The organism is Mycobacterium sp. NTMscope_MAC_12 (genome assembly GCF_976985675.1).
Genome location: NZ_CDRJYY010000001.1, coordinates 4,388,854 through 4,404,787 on the forward strand (window position 1 = coordinate 4,388,854; position 15,934 = coordinate 4,404,787).

The following is a 15,934-nucleotide window of genomic DNA, read 5'->3' on the forward strand; positions in this document are numbered from 1 at the left end:
GCCTCTGTCGATGCGCTAGCTACCGACCGTCAGGCCGACCTTCTGGAACTCCTTGAGGTCGCAATAGCCGGCCTTGGCCATCGACCGGCGCAGGCCGCCGACCAGGTTGAGGGTGCCGAAGGGGTCGTCGGACGGCCCGTTGAGCACCTGTTGCAGCGGGGGGCGCTCACCGACGGCGATCTGCAGCAGCGCCCCGCGCGGCAACGACGGGTGCGCGGCCGCGGCGGGCCAGAACCATCCCTCGCCGAGCGCCTCGGCGGACTCGGCGAGCGGGGTGCCCAGCATCACGGCGTCGGCGCCGCAGGCGATCGCCTTCGCCAACTCCCCCGAGGCGTGGATGTCCCCGTCGGCCAGCACGTGCACATACCGGCCGCCGGTCTCGTCGAGGTACTCGCGGCGCGCGGCGGCGGCGTCGGCGATCGCGGTGGCCATCGGCACGCTGATGCCCAGCACCTCGTCGCTGGTGGTCACGCCCCGGGTGGAGCCGTAGCCGACGATCACGCCGGCGGCGCCGGTGCGCATCAGGTGCAGCGCGGTGCGGTGGTCCTGCACGCCGCCGGCGACCACCGGCACGTCGAGCTCGGAGATGAAGGTCTTGAGGTTCAGCGGTTCCCCATCGCTGGCCACTCTTTCAGCGGAAACGATGGTGCCCTGGATGACCAGCAGGTCGATGCCGGCCTGCAGCAACACCGGGGTGAGCGCCTGGGCGTTTTGCGGGCTGACCCGCACCGCGGTGGTGACGCCGGCCTCCCGGATGCGGGCGACGGCGGCGCCCAGCAGGTCCGGGTTCAGCGGCGCGGCATGGAATTCCTGCAGCAGCCGGATCGCCGCCGAGGGTTCGGGCTCCTTGCTGGCCGCCTCGACCAGCTGGGCGATCTTCGCCTCGACATCGGCGTGCCGGCCGATCAGCCCCTCGCCGTTGAGCACGCCCAGGCCGCCGAGGCGCCCCAACTCGATCGCGAACTCCGGCGACACCAGCGCATCGGTCGGATGCGCCAGCACCGGGATCTCGAACCGGTAGGCGTCGAGCTGCCAGGCGGTCGACACATCCTGCGACGAGCGGGTGCGCCGGGAGGGGACGATGCTGACTTCGCTCAGTTCATAGCTGCGACGGGCGATGCGGCCCATCCCGATCTCGACCATCTGGGCCTCAGCGCGCGTAGTAGTTGGGGGCTTCGACCGTCATCGCGACGTCGTGCGGGTGGCTTTCCCGCAGCCCGGCCGCCGTGATGCGGACGAACTGGGCCTGCTGCAGTTCCTCGATGGTCGACGAGCCGGTGTATCCCATCGCCGCGCGCAGACCGCCGGTCAGCTGGTGGATCACCGAGGACAGCGGGCCGCGGAACGGCACCCGGCCCTCGATCCCCTCCGGGACCAACTTGTCCTCGGAGAGCGCGTCGTCGGCGAAGTAGCGGTCCTTGGAGTAGGACTTTCCGCTCCCGGAGCCCCGGCCGGCCATGGCCGCCAGCGATCCCATGCCGCGGTAGCTCTTGAACTGCTTGCCGTTGACGAAGATCAGCTCGCCGGGCGCCTCGGCGGTGCCCGCGAGCAGCGAGCCCAGCATGGCGGTCGACGCCCCGGCGGCCAGCGCCTTGGCGATGTCGCCGGAGTACTGCAGGCCACCGTCGGCGATCACCGGCACCCCGGCCGGCCCGCAGGCGGCGACGGCTTCCAGGATCGCGGTGATCTGCGGCGCGCCGACGCCGGCCACCACCCGGGTGGTGCAGATCGACCCCGGTCCCACGCCCACCTTCACGGCGTCGGCGCCGGCGGCGACGAGCGCGGCGGCGGCCGAGCGGGTGGCGACGTTGCCGCCGATCACCTCCACGCGGTCGCCCGCCTCGGCCTTGAGTTTGCCGACCATGTCGAGCACCAGGCGGTTGTGCGCGTGCGCGGTGTCCACGATCAGCACGTCCACCCCGGCGTCGACCAGCATCATGGCGCGCACCCAGGCGTCGCCGCCGACGCCGACGGCGGCGCCGACCAGCAGCCGGCCGTCGCTGTCCTTGGTGGCCAGCGGGTGCTGTTCGGTCTTGACGAAGTCCTTGACGGTGATCAACCCGGTCAGCCGGCCGTGGCCGTCGACGATGGGCAGCTTCTCGATCTTGTGGCGCCGCAACAGGCCCAGCGCCGCGTCGGCGGACACGCCCTCCTGCGCGGTGATCAGCGGGGCCTTGGTCATCACCTCGGCGACCTTCTTGCTCTGGTCGACCTCGAAGCGCATGTCGCGGTTGGTGATGATGCCGACGAGGGAGCCCGCCTCGTCGACCACCGGCAGGCCGGAGATCCGGAACCGGGCGCACAGCGCGTCGACCTGGGCCAGCGTGTTGTCCGGGCGGCAGGTGACCGGATCGGTGACCATGCCGGCCTCGGAGCGCTTCACCATCTCGACCTGGCCGGCCTGTTCGGCGACCGGCAGGTTGCGGTGCAGCACACCCATGCCGCCGGCGCGCGCCATCGCGATCGCCATCCGCGACTCGGTGACGGTGTCCATCGCCGAGCTCACCAGCGGCACCTTGAGCCTGATCTTCTTGGTGAGCTGGCTGGAGGTGTCGGCCGTGGCGGGGACCACATCGGAGGCCGCGGGCAGCAACAGGACGTCGTCGAACGTCAGCCCCAGCATCGCGATCTTGTGCGGGTTGTCGCCGCCCGTGGGCACCGGGTCGTCGATCAGGCCACCGACCCGCACATACGGACTGCCGACGAGGTCAGAGCTTTCTTCCAGGTGGGACGTGCCACGGGTCATCAGTGGGGTCCTCCATACGATGCGGCGTGAGAAACCCATCCTATCGGCTCCCGTTCGCCGGGTGACGATGCGCGCCGGGACGGCGCGAGGAGGAAGCCGGCCGATCGGGCACAGCCTGGAGTTGGCTTGCTCGTGGCGCGCCGCGCGCCAACCGGAACAGAGAACGGCGGGTGGCTCCCTGCTGGCGTTATCGCGACCGGGCTGCGTAGGCTAGAGGCGTGCGCGACCACCTCCCACCGGGTTTGCCGCCCGATCCTTTCGCCGACGACCCCTGCGATCCGTCGGCGGCGCTGGAAGCCGTCGAGCCAGGACAGCCGCTCGATCAGCAAGAGCGGATGGCCGTCGAGGCGGATCTCGCCGATCTGGCGGTGTACGAAGCGTTGCTGGCGCACAAAGGTATTCGCGGGCTCGTGGTCTGCTGCGACGAGTGCCAGCAGGATCACTATCACGACTGGGACATGCTGCGCGCCAACCTGCTGCAGCTGTTGATCGACGGCACGGTGCGCCCGCACGAGCCCGCCTATGACCCCGAGCCGGACGCCTACGTCACGTGGGATTATTGCCGAGGCTACGCCGACGCCTCGCTCAACGAGGCGACGTCAGACGCCGACGGTTTCCACCGCCGTCACTGAGTCCCCACCCTTTAGGACGGCCCCGGCAACGGGATGGCCGCCTTCGGCGTGGCTGACGGCAGCGTGGCATCCGGGTTGCGCGATTCGACCTTGGCGTTCAACAGCTTCAGCTGGTTCATCAGGTCCTGCCTGACGGCGGGGTCGTCGATCGACTGCACCAGACTGCTCACGTCGGTCAGCTGATTTTTGGCCTGCTCCCACTCGCCGCGGTCGATCGATTCCTGCACCTTCGCCAGGTCGGCCTTGGCCGCCAGCATTTCCTGCTTTTCGTTGACCCGCGGTTGGTCGAAGAACATCGCGTGCAGCCCGTGCAGCGGGGTGCCGGGACGGGCCTCGACCACCATGGCCCCGAAGCCACTGAGCGCGATCAGCGCCGCGGCCACCGAGCCGACGGCGGTCAGTCCGCGGCGCCCCCGACGGCGCTCGGCCAGGCCGGTGCGCAACGCGTTGACGGCCTCCTCGGGCGTCACCAGCGCGCTGGCCGGGGGCCATCTCAGGTTGTCACGCCAGTCCTCGAGCATGGTGGTCAGCACGTCGACGTCTCGGTCCTCGACGATCACCGGCCGGCGCTGGGCCAGCGCATCGAGGAGCAGATCCGTGCGGGCGAATTCATCCAGTGAGTCAGGCACAGTCACCTGCCGCAATCATCTCGGACTTCAACCGCGACAAGGCGCGGTGCTGGGCAACTCGGACCGCCCCCGTGGTACTGCCGACCGCGGCCGCGGTCTCCTCGGCGGACAGGCCGACGACGACGCGCAGGATCAAGATCTCGCGCTGCTTGGCGGGCAGGATTTCGAGCAGCTCGCTCATCCGGCTCACCGAATCGGCTTCGATGGCAAGCTGTTCGGGCCCCGCGTCGGGCGACCAGCGTTCGGGAACCGATTCGGTGGGATAGGCGAGATCGCGACCGGCGGCCCGATGGGCGTCGGCGACCTTGTGGGCCGCGATGCCATACAGGAAAGCCAGAAAGGGGCGTCCGCGATCGCGATAGCGGGGCAGCGCCGTGATGGTCGCCAAGCACACCTCCTGCGCCACGTCATCCGCTGACAGGCCACCCCGCTCCGCGGTGCCGACGCGCGCCCGGCAATATCGCACGACGATCGGGCGGATGGTCTCCAGCACCTCCCTCAATGCACCGTGGTCTCCGGTGACGGCCTTGGCAACCACAGCATCGAGACGTTCCCCTGCTGGAATTGTCATCGACGGTGATATCCCTAACGTTACGAACCGGACACATCGCGGGCCAACTGGGCTAACTAACGAACTGACAATAACGGGCGGGAGGCCGATTCAAGCGGAACGCCACGTTCCACCGGCGTGCCGCACCTGGCCTGCGCAGACATCGCGGATTTCGTGCAGTTGCCGTGCCGAAAAAGTGACACTTTCGATATCGATCAGCAAGCACGCCAACGCCCAACGAAGCGGGAGCAGACCCAACCGGCCGGTGGTCTGCAGCGCGGCGTCCGCGACCGCGCGGGCGCGCTCGATCTTTCCCGCGCTGCACAGGGCGGCGGCCAGCACCACCTCGCTTTTGACGTGGTGCCGCGCCGAGGGGACGGCCATGGCCGCCGCCAGCTCCACCGCCTCGCCGGCATGGCGGACGGCGGCGACGCCCTCGCCGCGGGCCATCGCGAGCTCGGCGGCCACCCACCGGCGGCGCACCGGGAGCCGCTCGGGCACGGCCGTTTTGGGGCCCGGGGATGACAGCAGCGGGTCGGCGCGCGCCAGCAGCGTCGCCGCGGCCGCGAAGCGCCCGACGCCCAGCGCGTCGGCCGCCAGCCCGATCAGGGCGTCGGCGCCCGCCTCGGGGTCGTCGCCGGCCAGCGCCAGGGCGCGCCCGTCCCAGCCGCGCGCCACGGTGTGCCAGCCGAGCTGGCGCAGGAACGATCCCTGCGTGCTCATGCCCAGCGAGGCCAGCCGTCCGGACGAGACACCGCGGCGCAGCACCGCGAGGTCGCGCTGCGCGGCGCCGTAGCGGCCCTGGCCCCCGGCCGCGACGGCGCGCAGCCACAATTGCGCGGGCGTCGTCGCCAACGGCAGCGGCCAGGCACCGGGCCGGTCTCCGAACGCGGCGTTCGCCAAGTGCCGCTCAATCGAGGAAGTGTGACGAGTTTCAATCACAATGATGTAGTAAACAGTTTGTGGTCTTCCTGTTACCGAACGGTTAATCACTATAGCGCATGGATAAATTCGGCCCGCCGCTCCTGCCGCCGCTGAGCTGGGGAATCTCCTTTCGGTCAACTGCCTGGTAGCGAGGCGTCGGCGTCGCAATTTCATTCGAGATGAACGCAAAGTTAATTTTGCCCCAAGGGATACATACTTTGCCGGGCTAAGTGGCTATTGACGGAAATTCACCGTCGCCCCTAACGTCTACGCATGACGGGTAGTCATCGGGGACTCCGCTCCACTTAATTTAAGTTGCACACAAATCGCTTTCGCGAACCTGACCTCCCTTGGCGGGCCGTGCAGAGAGGGAACGAACCAATGCCACAGCCGGAGCAGCTACCTGGACCCAACGCCGACATCTGGAATTGGCAACTGCAGGGCTTGTGCCGCGGCGTTGACTCAGCGGTGTTTTTCCACCCCGACGGCGAGCGCGGCCGCGCCCGCATGCAACGCGAGCAGCGCGCCAAGGAAATGTGCCGGCAGTGCCCGGTGATCCAGGAATGCCGTTCGCACGCCCTCGAAGTCGGTGAGCCCTACGGGGTTTGGGGTGGCCTGTCGGAATCCGAGCGCGACCTCCTCCTCAAGGGCGACATCGGCAGGGGCATCCGGCGCAGCGCCTGATTGGTCGAACCTGTTCGGCCACAATCGGATTGGCGGACCGAAGCGCCGCCCTCGCCTTCCCATCGGTGGATCTGTTTGTCCGGGACGCGTGACACATCGTGCCGCAAGACCACCTGTGGCCGACGGCTTTTCGCCACGTGCATCCCGTAGGGCAGGGCCTTCAGCAGCGTCACGAACCGCCCTGCCCCGTCGGGGATTGCGTAGAAGCGTCGTTCGCCGGGACGGGCGCCGGCGATGACGCGGCCCAGCGGGTACGCCATCGAGTAGGCCTTGAGGTCGGTGTCCTCGGGACAAGGCCTGCCGAGCAGAAACGTTTCGGTTTCGCCGGTGTCGTCGTAGCCGATGGTCAACACCATGCCCGCTTTGGCGACGGGGTCGAAGGCGGCCGCCTCGCCGACGACCACCGCGTTCGACAGCAGGCCCTCGATCTGGCAGATGCGCGCTTGTCGCACCGATTGGCGCGCACGGAGTTTCGGGTTGTCGTCCATGAGGTCGTCGGGAACTTCGACGCCGCGCCGCGAACGCAGGCCGGCGAGTTCGTCGTGCAATCGGGTGTAATCATGCGGCGTCATCCGGAGGGGTTGAATGGCGGTCATGGCGCGTGACGCCCTTTCGTGTCGAGGGGTTGTCGCCAGGGGCGGGCGGTGCACCGCCCCTGACGACTCGGGTCGCCCTGGGGCGAAGTCTTCGTCGGCTGCTGATTCCATGCTCGCGTGCGCGGCCGCGGGCGGGCTTGCGCGAACCGGACAACGGCGCACCGCCTCGTTGTCGGGCCCCGACAACGTCATCGGCGCGATCCGTCGAATGAACGATTTCCGGCCGCCGTCCGTGGCACTCGTTCGTCACGGTCCTCGACGCCCACGCCAGCGAAGAGGAGCGCGACTTGTGCCCGGCCCCAATAGATTTGAGTGAGGAGATGCTCGAGCGCCTCGGAAACCGGATGGTCGAGCGCATCGCCCGGTTGCGTCAGTCGACGCTCAACAGGCTCCGCGTGCGCGGTCGCGCCGCCCTGCTGAGTTCGCTGTGAGCCGCGTGATACTCGTTTTGAAATCGGCGAATCGGGTAAGCACCGCCCATGAATAACGGTGTAGTCCTCGCGGCCGCGGCGCTTGCCGCGACCATCGCACCGCTGGCCGCCTGCGCGAACCAGCAGAGCAGCCAACCCAATACGTCGCCGCTGACCAGCCCGGCCCCCGGCACCGAGAGGCTGACCACCCAGCTCAAGACCGCCGACGGGAGCCCGGTCGCCAACGCCACCTTCGAGTTCGCGAACGGCTACGCGACGGTGACCGTGGAAGCCGGCCCCAATCAGGTGCTGAGCCCCGGTTTCCATGGGCTGCAAATCCACTCGGTCGGCAAGTGCGAGGGCGACTTCGACTCCGCGGGAAGCGTCTACCAGGCGGCGAACCACACGGGTTACCCCGCCAGCGGCGACCTGACCGCGCTGCAGGTGCGTTCCGACGGCTCGGCGAAGCTGGTCACCACCAGCAACTCGTTCACCGCCGCGGACCTGCGAAACAGCTCGGGCAGCGCGCTGATCCTGCACCAGAGCGCCGACAACTTGGGCAGCGGCCCCACCGCCGAGTCGAGCAAGCGCATCGCCTGCGGTGTGATCGCCGCGGCGTCGGCGACGACGACCTCGTCGACGACCAGCGTCACCACCAGCACCGCCACCGTCGTCGTGCCACCGCCGTCGACGAGCACCAGCACGAGCACCGTCACGGTCACCAGCACCCCGGCCACCACCTCCACGACGACCACGACCGTGACGACCCCGCCCAGCCTGCCGCCGGGCACCCGCTGACGCGCTGAGCCGAAACACCCGCGCCCCCGCGGCGGCCGGATTACCGTTCTGAGATGCAGACCGCGCTGTTCACCTTGGGCCTGGTGCTGTTCCTGCTCGGGCTGCTCACCGGGCTCGCCGCGCCCGCGATGAAGAACGCGCGCATGGCGCTGTCGAGCCACCTCGAGGCTTTGCTCAACGGCATGTTCCTCGTGTTGCTCGGTCTGCTCTGGCCACACGTCCACGTGCCCCACGCGTGGGGAATCGCGGCGGTCGCGCTGATCGTGTATGCCGGCTACGCGAACTGGTTGGCCACTCTGCTCGCGGCGGTGTGGGGCGCCGGTCGCAGATTCGCGCCCATCGCGGCGGGCGATCACCAGGCCTCGGCGGCCAAGGAAGGCGTTGTCAGCTTTCTGTTGATAACGCTGTCGCTGGCGGTCTTGGTCGGCGTGGTCATCGTCATCGTCGGGGTCATCGTCGGGCCATGACGACCGACGTCATCGCGGTACCGGATGGCCAGCGCTCGTGCTTAGGTCGGGATTGTGAAATCCCTCGCTGAGTTCTTTCGCGACACGGTCGCGGCTCGGATAGCGGTGGCGGCCGTGCTCGGAGTCGCCGTCGCCCTCGTGGTGGGCAACACGGTCGGCTGGCGATTCGCGCTGGCCGGCTGGATCGTGACCGCCGGAGTCTATGTGGTGTGGACGCGGCTGCTTCTCGGCGGAATGGATGCCGACCAAACCTGCAGATACGTGACGAAGGAGGACCCCACCCGCTGGGTCGCCGACGCGGTCATCGTGTCGGCCAGCGTCGCGAGCCTGGGCGGGGTCGGTTACGTGGTGGCCGCGGCGTCGCGCTCGGGCCCCGGCGCCGTGGAAGCCGCCGTCCTCGGCGTCCTGACCGTCGCGGCATCCTGGTTTGCCGTGCACACGCTGTTCACCGTGCACTACGCGCGGCTGTATTACTCGGACGAGCCGGGCGGAATCAACTTCCACGACCCGGAGCGACCCTGCTTTCGCGACTTCGCGTATGTGGCCTTCACCGTCGGCATGACCTATCAGGTGTCAGACACCGAGATCGGGTTGGCATCGATCAGGGCGACGGTGCTGCGCCAGGCGCTGCTGTCCTACCTGCTCGGCGCGGTCGTCCTGGCGGTCACCATCAACCTGATCGCGGGATTGGGTTCCAAGTTCTAAAGCGCGCCGCGGCGGCGAAATTGCGCCGACGGTGGGGCCTGTGCACGAAACCCGTTGGGATTTCGTACATTAGCCCCACGCTCGGCTCGTCGACCACCACCGTCTCGGTGGTGCCGGACCGCAGCCGCGTCCTCACCCGAGGGGCGAGGTGCGCTCGCCGATCTTGTCCGTTGTCTCCATGGGGACCCTGGTGCCGTTGAGGAACAGACTCAACATGCTGAACCAGCCGATGGTGGCAATGTATTTGCGTGTCGTCGTGATCCCGAACGTGTCGAGAAGGGCTTGCAGAGTCCGATCGGTGAGGGTGCCGGACTTGAGGAGCTCGTCGGTGGCCGCGATCAACAGCTGATAGTGAGCATCGAGGCTTTGCAGATCGCCATCCTCGGCGATCGTTTCGATTTCTGACGTCGTGAGGCCCGCGTTGCGGGCCATCTGTTCGTTCGCCTGCCACTCATACGGGCAGTTGAGCACCGAGGCCGCGCGCAGAATGATGACCTCGCGGTGCTTCGCGTCGATGTCGCGCTCACCGAAGACGGCATTCACCATGCCGGCGAGCGCCGGGAAGAAGTCTCCGGTGCCGCTCATCATCTTCATCACATTGAGCGCCGTATCGGGGTCATACCCGTCACCGGCCGCGCGGGCGATCTCGTCATCCTCGGGAAGCGGGACGACAACGGAATATTGATATGGCGTGGGCTTTCCCATGAGGTTGTCCTCTTCGGGTCGTTCCGACGTACGGACTTCGGAACGAAAATACCCCCGGGCGCTCGACCCGGGGGTATTCCGTTGCTACTCAGTGGTGGTGATGACCGTGGCCGTGGTCATCGGCTTCCTCGGCCGGCTTTTCGACGATCGCCGTCTCGGTGGTCAGCACCATCCGGGCCACCGACGCCGCGTTGAGCACCGCCGAGCGGGTGACCTTGACCGGGTCGATGACGCCGTCGGCGATCAAGTCACCGTAGGTGAGCTTGTCCGCGTTCAGCCCGTGCCCGTTGGGCAGCTCGGTCACCTTGTGCACCGCGACCGCGCCGTCGAGCCCGGCGTTGGTGGCGATCCAGTACAGCGGGGCCGCCAGCGCCTCGGAGAAGACGTCGACGCCGAGCGCCTGATCGCCGGACAGCGAGCCGCGCAGCTCCTGAAGCGCCTTGCGGGTCTGCAGCAGCGCCGAGCCGCCGCCCGCGACGATGCCCTCCTCGACGGCGGCCTTGGCGGCCGCGACGGCATCCTCGACGCTTTCCTTGCGTTCCTTGAGCGCGGTCTCGGTGGCGGCGCCCACCTGGATCACGGCGACGCCGCCGGCCAGCTTGGCCAGCCGCTCCTGCAGCTTCTCGCGGTCCCAGTCGGAGTCGGTGGACTCGATCTCGGCGCGCAGCTGCTTGATGCGGTTGGCCACCGCGTCCTTGGCGCCGCCGCCGTCGACGATGACGGTGTCGTCCTTGCTGACCACCACGCGCCGCGCCGAGCCCAGCACGTCCGTGCCGACCTCGCGCAGCAGCAGGCCGGCGTCGGGGTTGATCACCTGACCGCCCGTCACGATCGCCAGGTCCTCGAGGAACGCCTTGCGGCGGTCGCCGAAGAACGGCGCCTTGACCGCGACGGCCTTGAGCGTCTTGCGGATGGAGTTCACGACGAGGGTCGCGAGCGGCTCACCCTCGATGTCCTCGGCGATGATCAGCAGCGGCTTGCCCGATTCGGCGACCTTTTCCAGCATGGGCAGCAGGTCGGGCAGCGAGCTGATCTTGTCCTGGTGCAACAGGATCACCGGGTCGTCCAGCACGGCCTGCTGCGCGTCGAAGTCGGTGACGAAATATGCCGACAGGAAGCCCTTGTCGAACCCGACGCCCTCGGTGAACTCGAGCTCGGTGCTCAGCGTGGAGGATTCCTCGACGCTGACCACGCCGTCGGTGCCGACCTTGGTCATCGCCTCGCCGACGAGCTCACCGAGGAGCTGGTCGCGCGACGACACGGTCGCCACCTGGGCGATCGAGTCCTTGCCGGAGACCGGGGTGGCCGACGCCAGCAGCGCCTCGGACACCGCGTCGGCGGCCTTGGAAATTCCCGCCCCGAGTTCGATGGGATTGGCGCCGGCAGCAACGAGGCGCAGGCCACCCTTGACCAACGCCTGGGCCAGCACGGTGGCCGTGGTGGTGCCGTCGCCGGCGACGTCGTTGGTCTTGGTCGCCACCGACTTCACCAGCTGGGCGCCCAGGTTCTCGAACGGGTCTTCCAGGTCGATCTCACGCGCGACGGTGACGCCGTCGTTGGTGACCGCGGGACCGCCGAATGCCTTGGCCAGCACCACATGCCGGCCGCGGGGCCCCAATGTCACCCGTACCGCGTCGGCGAGCGTGTTCACGCCCGCCTCGATGGCGCGGCGCGCTGTTTCGTCGTACTCAATAATCTTGCTCATCAGTCTCCTTCCGTCCGGCGACGACGCACGACGGGAAACCGTCCTGCTGCGGAGCCGGGCAATTCAAACCAGCCAAAACGCATGCCGCCCCGGAAATCACCCGCGCGGACGCGGGGATCGCCGGGGCGGGACACGGTCCTTACTTGGAGACGACAGCCAGCACGTCGCGTGCCGACAGGATCAGGTACTCCTCGCCGTTGTACTTGATCTCGGTGCCGCCGTACTTGCTGTAGATGACGGTGTCGCCCTCCGAGACGTCCAGCGGGATGCGCTTCTCGCCGTCTTCGTCCCACCGGCCGGGGCCGACTGCGACGACGGTGCCTTCCTGCGGCTTCTCCTTGGCGGTGTCGGGAATGACCAGACCGGACGCGGTCGTGGTCTCGGCCTCGTTGGCCTGCACGAGAATCTTGTCCTCGAGTGGCTTGATGTTCACCTTCGCCACGATTGGAGCCCTCCAGTGTTTGGGTCGGGTCCGGGACGCGCCCGGACCGGAGTTGATGGCCGGTCCGGGGCTCGCCCGAACCTGCCGAATTATCAGGTGTTCGGCATTCGTCCAGGCCCGAGCGCCGTCGTCGCGGGTGCCGACACAGGGCTTGGCCGATTGCCACCTAGCACTCTATACACGGGAGTGCTAGCACTCAAGGGCACCCTGCTGCTTCCCGCATGTTCGCCGTCAGCGATCAGCTGACCTGCGCCTTCACCACCGGCAGGCCGGGGTCGCTAGGCGCGTCCAGCGGGGATTGCGGCGCCCCGGCCGCCACCAGATGCGCGGCGAAGGCGGCGATCATCGCCCCGTTGTCCGTGCACAGCCGCGGCCTGGGGATGCGCAGCGTCAGCCCGGCCGCCGCGCAGCGCTGCTCCGCCAGTTCCCGCAAGCGCGAATTCGCGGCCACTCCCCCCGCGATCAGCAGTGTCGAGACGCCGAGGTCCGTCGCGGCGCGCACGGCCTTGCGGGTCAGCACGTCGGCCACGGCCTCCTGGAAGCCAGCCGCGACATCGGCGTTCACCGCGTCCGGGTGGCTTTCCAGGTGCCGTGCCACGGCCGTCTTGAGGCCGGAGAAGCTGAACGCGTAGGGGTCGTCGCGCGGCCCGGTCATGCCGCGCGGGAAGGCGATCGCGTCGCGGTCACCGGTGCGGGCCAACTCGTCGAGCACCCTGCCGCCCGGGTAGCCCAGCCCCAGCAGCCGCGCCACCTTGTCGTAGGCCTCGCCGGCCGCGTCGTCGACGGTGCTGCCCAGCTCGACGATCGGCTCGCCGAGCGACCGCACATGCAACAGGTGGGTGTGGCCGCCCGAGACCAGCAGCGCCACGCACTCGGGCAGCGGCCCGTGCTCGTAGACGTCGGCGGCCAGGTGCCCGCCCAGATGGTTCACCGCATAGAACGGGACGTCCCATGCGGCCGAATAGGCTTTGGCCGCAGCGACTCCCACCAACAGGGCGCCGGCCAGCCCGGGCCCGATGGTGGCCGCGACGATGTCGGGCTTGTCCAGGCCGGCGGTCGACAGCGCGCGGCGCATGGCGGGCCCCAGCGCCTCCAGGTGTGCGCGGGAGGCGATCTCGGGGACCACGCCGCCGAACCGCACGTGTTCGTCGACGCTGGACGCCACCTCGTCAGCCAGCAGGGTGACGGTGCCGTCGGCGCCCAGCCGCGCGATGCCGACTCCCGTTTCGTCGCACGAGGTTTCGATGGCCAAGATGGTCGTCATGTGCGCCGCGCCTCCCTCCGCATGGTGTACGCGTCCGCGCCGCTGACGCGGTAGTAGCGGCGGCGCAGGCCGACCTGCTCGAACCCGACGCTGCGATACAGCCCGATGGCCGGCTCGTTGTCGGTGCGCACTTCCAGGTACACGACACCGCCGTCGGCGAACGTCAACAGCTCGTCGAGCAACCGGCGGCCGATGCCCTGCCCCTGGTAGGCGGGGTCCACGCCGAGGGTGTGGACCTCGTGCTCGAAGGGCGGCGTGCGGCCCAACCGTGAGATGCCGGCGTAGCCGACGAGCGTTTCGCCGACGCGCGCGCCCACGTAATGGTTGTGGGCGCTTGCCAATTCCCGGTTGAACGCCGCCGCGGGCCACGGGTCGTCGCCGTCGAAGAGCTGCGCCTCCAGCTCGGCGCAGCGCGGCGCGTCGGCCCGCGTCAACGCGCCGACGGTCACGGGCTCGGCGATCATTGCCGCGCCGCCAGGGGTTTGGCGTCGGGACGACGCAGGTACAGGGCAACCAGCGGAGCCGGGTCATCGGACCAATCCCCCACCGCGGCAACAAGTCCGGCCGGCGTCGGGTACGCGGGCTCGCACACCGGCAGGCCGAATATGGCCGCGTGTTCGGGCGAGCCGGCCACCGTCTGCGCGTTGCCGGGGTCGACGTCGGCGGGGGCATCAACCCCCGGCCCGCCGGTCCGTATGCCGTCGCGGTAGCGGGCCCAGTAGACCTCGCGCCGACGGGCGTCGGTGACCACCAGCGCGTCCCCGGTGGTTTGCACGCCGATGGCGTCCAGGCTGCACACGCCGTACACCGGGATGCCCAGCGCATGCCCGTAGGCGGCGGCGGTCGCCATCCCGGCCCGCAGACCGGTGAACGGCCCCGGGCCGCAGCCCACCACGACGGCGTCGAGGTCGGCCATCGTCAGCCCCGCATCCGCCAGGGCGGCAACCACATTCGGGGTGAGCCGTTCGGCGTGGGCCCGGGCGTCGACGGTGACCCGCTGCGCCGGCACGGACAGGTCCTCGCGCCGCACGATGCCGGCCGTCACCGCCGGGGTGGAGGTGTCGAGGGTCAGCACGAGGATGCTCATGAGTCCGCCCCGCTCGTGGCGCTGCCGGCCCTGGTGGCCCACCGCCAGGTCGCGATCCGCACGTCGGATCCGCTGATGCGCTCCAGCCGGATGTCCAGGTGCCGTTCCGCGAGGCGCTCGACCAGCCCTTCACCCCATTCCACCACGACGACAGCGTCGTCGAGATCGCTGTCCAAGTCCAGCGAATCGAGCTCCGCGAGCAGGTCGGCGCCTTGGTGGTCGGTGTGGTCGAGCAGCCGGTACATGTCGACGTGAATCATGGTCGGGGCGCCAGGCCGCCGCGGCGGGTGCACCCGCGCCAACACGTAGGACGGCGAGGTGATCGGGCCGTCGACGTCCATCGCCGCCGCAATCCCCTTGGCCAGCACCGTCTTTCCCGCGCCGAGCGGACCGGAGAGCACCACCACGTCACCCGCCCGCAGCCGCTCACCGAGCCGGGCCCCCAACGCGATCGTGTCCTCGACGCGCTCACAGGTCGCGATGCCCTCACCGCCATCACATTGACCCACGGCGCCGCAGCCTTTCTCGTATCCGCCGCAGCCTCAGCGCCGCCTTGGTCGGGGTGGCGCGCCTGACCAGCCGCACCAGGCCGCCGTTGATGGCTTCCGGCTTGTCCAGCAGCGCCAGGTGACTCGCGCCGACGACGATGACCAGCTCGGACTGCGGCAGGCCGGCGGCCATCTTTCGCGAATACTCGTCCGGGGTGAGCAGGTCGTGGTCGCCGCAGGCGATCAGGGTCGGGATCCGCAGCAGTGTCCACAGCCCCGCGGTTTCGTCATGTTCTTCCAACGCGTCCAGAAATCCCACCATGGTGGGTATCGGCGTGCTGTTCATCATCCGCTGCGAGAACGCGTCCAGGCTCCGGCTGACCTGCAGGTCGCTGTAGGAGGCGGCCCGCAGCACCGGGCCGATCAGCGAGCGGGATACATTGCGGCCGCGATGCATCAGGTTCGGCGCGGACCGCGCGGCGACCCGGACCGCTTCCAGCGCAGGGTTTTTCAGGATCTCACCCAGCGGGGACCGCGCGACCCCTTCGGCCGCCGAGGAAATCAGCGCCGCGCCCACGATTCGGCGCCCGTACTCTTCGGGGAACTGGCGCGCGTGCGACAACACCGTCATGCCGCCCATCGAGTGGCCCACCAACACGATCATTCCGCGCGGCACCACCGCGTTCAGCACGGTTTGCAGATCCTTGCCGAGTTGGGTCAGCGTGTAGGTCTCGGGCGCGGCCTCGCCGGATCGGCCGTGCCCACGCTGATCGTAGAAGACCATCCGCACGTCGGGGCCCAACTGTTCGGGCAGCCGGGTCCGCTGAAAGTGGAAGGCGCCCATCTGCAGGCAGAATCCGTGCACGAACACCAGGGTCAACGGCGCGTCGGCCGGGCCGGCTTCGCGGACCGCGAGCGGCACGCCGTCGGGCGTGGTCACCACCAGGCTGTGGTCGTCCTCGAGCCTGTTGAAATCCTCATGGGCGTAAGGATCTTCGACCGTGGCGCGCTGGGTGATCGACCGGCGGGCCGAGGCTCCGATGATGGTGGCGATGGCCGTCAGCCCCGCACCCCCCGCAAGCCATGCCCTGCCCTTGTAGCG

The 15,934-nt window shown here is 69.0% G+C and carries 17 protein-coding genes and 2 pseudogenes; 5 read left to right on the forward strand and 14 right to left on the reverse strand.

Annotated features, from left to right (window positions below; genetic code table 11):
* Positions 1–15: 15 nt before the first annotated feature.
* The gene (locus tag AC0KS4_RS20205) at positions 16–1,143 is read right to left on the reverse strand and encodes a GuaB3 family IMP dehydrogenase-related protein (protein ID WP_225330466.1); all 1,128 of its coding nucleotides are present in this window, start codon (positions 1,141–1,143) and stop codon (positions 16–18) included.
* Positions 1,144–1,150: 7 nt separating this feature from the next.
* Positions 1,151–2,746: an IMP dehydrogenase gene (guaB, locus tag AC0KS4_RS20210; RefSeq protein ID WP_238956789.1), complete on the reverse strand. Its 1,596-nt coding sequence runs from the start codon at positions 2,744–2,746 to the stop codon at positions 1,151–1,153.
* A 218-nt stretch (positions 2,747–2,964) separates the two neighbouring features.
* Between guaB and AC0KS4_RS20215 the strand changes: the two genes are divergently transcribed.
* Positions 2,965–3,378, forward strand: coding sequence for a DUF5319 domain-containing protein (locus AC0KS4_RS20215; RefSeq protein ID WP_007773416.1), 414 nt, complete (start codon positions 2,965–2,967; stop codon positions 3,376–3,378).
* 14 nt (positions 3,379–3,392) lie between these two features.
* On the opposite strand, the pseudogene AC0KS4_RS20220 reads toward AC0KS4_RS20215, so the two are convergent.
* The 3 genes and pseudogenes from AC0KS4_RS20220 to AC0KS4_RS20230 all read right to left on the reverse strand — a co-directional run.
* Positions 3,393–4,013, reverse strand: a pseudogene (locus AC0KS4_RS20220) (anti-sigma-D factor RsdA); the annotation flags it as partial.
* Positions 4,000–4,578: a sigma-70 family RNA polymerase sigma factor gene (locus AC0KS4_RS20225; RefSeq protein WP_225330464.1), complete on the reverse strand. Its 579-nt coding sequence runs from the start codon at positions 4,576–4,578 to the stop codon at positions 4,000–4,002. The gene AC0KS4_RS20225 and the pseudogene AC0KS4_RS20220, both read right to left, overlap by 14 nt.
* Before the next feature lie 90 nt (positions 4,579–4,668).
* A complete protein-coding gene (locus AC0KS4_RS20230) occupies positions 4,669–5,499 on the reverse strand; it encodes a hypothetical protein (RefSeq protein WP_238956790.1) in 831 nt (276 codons plus the stop codon).
* A gap of 363 nt (positions 5,500–5,862) precedes the next feature.
* On the opposite strand from AC0KS4_RS20230, the gene AC0KS4_RS20235 reads away from it, so the two are divergent.
* A complete protein-coding gene (locus tag AC0KS4_RS20235; protein WP_020823504.1) occupies positions 5,863–6,165 on the forward strand; it encodes a WhiB family transcriptional regulator in 303 nt (100 codons plus the stop codon).
* Between the two features lie 101 nt (positions 6,166–6,266).
* Here the strand turns inward: AC0KS4_RS20235 and AC0KS4_RS20240 are convergent.
* A pseudogene (locus AC0KS4_RS20240) lies at positions 6,267–6,761 on the reverse strand (GreA/GreB family elongation factor); the annotation flags it as partial.
* Positions 6,762–7,240: 479 nt separating this feature from the next.
* Between AC0KS4_RS20240 and AC0KS4_RS20245 the strand changes: the two are divergent.
* Genes AC0KS4_RS20245 through AC0KS4_RS20255 form a run of 3 tightly spaced genes read left to right on the forward strand, consistent with a single transcriptional unit; the run spans position 7,241 to position 9,141 of the window.
* Positions 7,241–7,969 carry a superoxide dismutase family protein gene (locus AC0KS4_RS20245; protein ID WP_225330443.1) on the forward strand — a complete coding sequence of 243 codons (729 nt, stop codon included), beginning with the start codon at positions 7,241–7,243 and terminating at the stop codon, positions 7,967–7,969.
* A gap of 53 nt (positions 7,970–8,022) precedes the next feature.
* A complete protein-coding gene (locus AC0KS4_RS20250; protein ID WP_225330442.1) occupies positions 8,023–8,436 on the forward strand; it encodes a hydrogenase in 414 nt (137 codons plus the stop codon).
* A 54-nt stretch (positions 8,437–8,490) separates the two neighbouring features.
* On the forward strand, positions 8,491–9,141 hold the full coding sequence (locus AC0KS4_RS20255) for a DUF1345 domain-containing protein (protein ID WP_225330441.1): 651 nt from the start codon (positions 8,491–8,493) through the stop codon (positions 9,139–9,141).
* Positions 9,142–9,273: 132 nt separating this feature from the next.
* Here the strand turns inward: AC0KS4_RS20255 and AC0KS4_RS20260 are convergent, their stop codons facing one another.
* The 8 genes from AC0KS4_RS20260 to AC0KS4_RS20295 all read right to left on the reverse strand — a co-directional run bounded on the left by AC0KS4_RS20260 (position 9,274) and on the right by AC0KS4_RS20295 (position 15,895).
* Positions 9,274–9,846 carry a carboxymuconolactone decarboxylase family protein gene (locus AC0KS4_RS20260; RefSeq protein ID WP_238956791.1) on the reverse strand — a complete coding sequence of 191 codons (573 nt, stop codon included), beginning with the start codon at positions 9,844–9,846 and terminating at the stop codon, positions 9,274–9,276.
* Positions 9,847–9,934: 88 nt separating this feature from the next.
* Complete coding sequence (gene groL, locus AC0KS4_RS20265) at positions 9,935–11,551, reverse strand: chaperonin GroEL (RefSeq protein WP_238956792.1); 1,617 nt, start codon at positions 11,549–11,551, stop codon at positions 9,935–9,937.
* Between the two features lie 139 nt (positions 11,552–11,690).
* A complete protein-coding gene (groES, locus tag AC0KS4_RS20270) occupies positions 11,691–11,993 on the reverse strand; it encodes a co-chaperone GroES (RefSeq protein WP_007167930.1) in 303 nt (100 codons plus the stop codon).
* 238 nt (positions 11,994–12,231) lie between these two features.
* Entirely contained in the window at positions 12,232–13,257 is a 1,026-nt protein-coding gene (gene tsaD, locus AC0KS4_RS20275; RefSeq protein ID WP_225330438.1) for a tRNA (adenosine(37)-N6)-threonylcarbamoyltransferase complex transferase subunit TsaD, read from the reverse strand.
* Positions 13,254–13,721, reverse strand: coding sequence for a ribosomal protein S18-alanine N-acetyltransferase (gene rimI / locus AC0KS4_RS20280; protein WP_238956793.1), 468 nt, complete (start codon positions 13,719–13,721; stop codon positions 13,254–13,256). Before rimI ends, tsaD begins: the two co-directional genes overlap by 4 nt.
* On the reverse strand, positions 13,718–14,344 hold the full coding sequence (gene tsaB / locus AC0KS4_RS20285) for a tRNA (adenosine(37)-N6)-threonylcarbamoyltransferase complex dimerization subunit type 1 TsaB (RefSeq protein WP_225330436.1): 627 nt from the start codon (positions 14,342–14,344) through the stop codon (positions 13,718–13,720). Before tsaB ends, rimI begins: the two co-directional genes overlap by 4 nt.
* Entirely contained in the window at positions 14,341–14,853 is a 513-nt protein-coding gene (gene tsaE, locus AC0KS4_RS20290; RefSeq protein WP_238956794.1) for a tRNA (adenosine(37)-N6)-threonylcarbamoyltransferase complex ATPase subunit type 1 TsaE, read from the reverse strand. The genes tsaB and tsaE overlap by 4 nt, the downstream gene beginning before the upstream one ends.
* Entirely contained in the window at positions 14,840–15,895 is a 1,056-nt protein-coding gene (locus AC0KS4_RS20295) for an alpha/beta fold hydrolase (RefSeq protein ID WP_225330444.1), read from the reverse strand. Before AC0KS4_RS20295 ends, tsaE begins: the two co-directional genes overlap by 14 nt.
* Between the last annotated feature and the right edge of the window lie 39 nt (positions 15,896–15,934).

Coding starts and splice junctions, on each gene's coding strand:
- AC0KS4_RS20205 (WP_225330466.1), bottom strand. CDS start 1,143: ATGGTCGAGATCGGGATGGGCCGCATCGCCCGTCGCAGCTATGAACTG.
- guaB (WP_238956789.1), bottom strand. CDS start 2,746: ATGACCCGTGGCACGTCCCACCTGGAAGAAAGCTCTGACCTCGTCGGC.
- AC0KS4_RS20225 (WP_225330464.1), bottom strand. CDS start 4,578: ATGACAATTCCAGCAGGGGAACGTCTCGATGCTGTGGTTGCCAAGGCC.
- AC0KS4_RS20235 (WP_020823504.1), top strand. CDS start 5,863: ATGCCACAGCCGGAGCAGCTACCTGGACCCAACGCCGACATCTGGAAT.
- AC0KS4_RS20245 (WP_225330443.1), top strand. CDS start 7,241: ATGAATAACGGTGTAGTCCTCGCGGCCGCGGCGCTTGCCGCGACCATC.
- AC0KS4_RS20250 (WP_225330442.1), top strand. CDS start 8,023: ATGCAGACCGCGCTGTTCACCTTGGGCCTGGTGCTGTTCCTGCTCGGG.
- AC0KS4_RS20260 (WP_238956791.1), bottom strand. CDS start 9,846: ATGGGAAAGCCCACGCCATATCAATATTCCGTTGTCGTCCCGCTTCCC.
- groL (WP_238956792.1), bottom strand. CDS start 11,551: ATGAGCAAGATTATTGAGTACGACGAAACAGCGCGCCGCGCCATCGAG.
- tsaD (WP_225330438.1), bottom strand. CDS start 13,257: ATGACGACCATCTTGGCCATCGAAACCTCGTGCGACGAAACGGGAGTC.
- rimI (WP_238956793.1), bottom strand. CDS start 13,721: ATGATCGCCGAGCCCGTGACCGTCGGCGCGTTGACGCGGGCCGACGCG.
- tsaB (WP_225330436.1), bottom strand. CDS start 14,344: ATGAGCATCCTCGTGCTGACCCTCGACACCTCCACCCCGGCGGTGACG.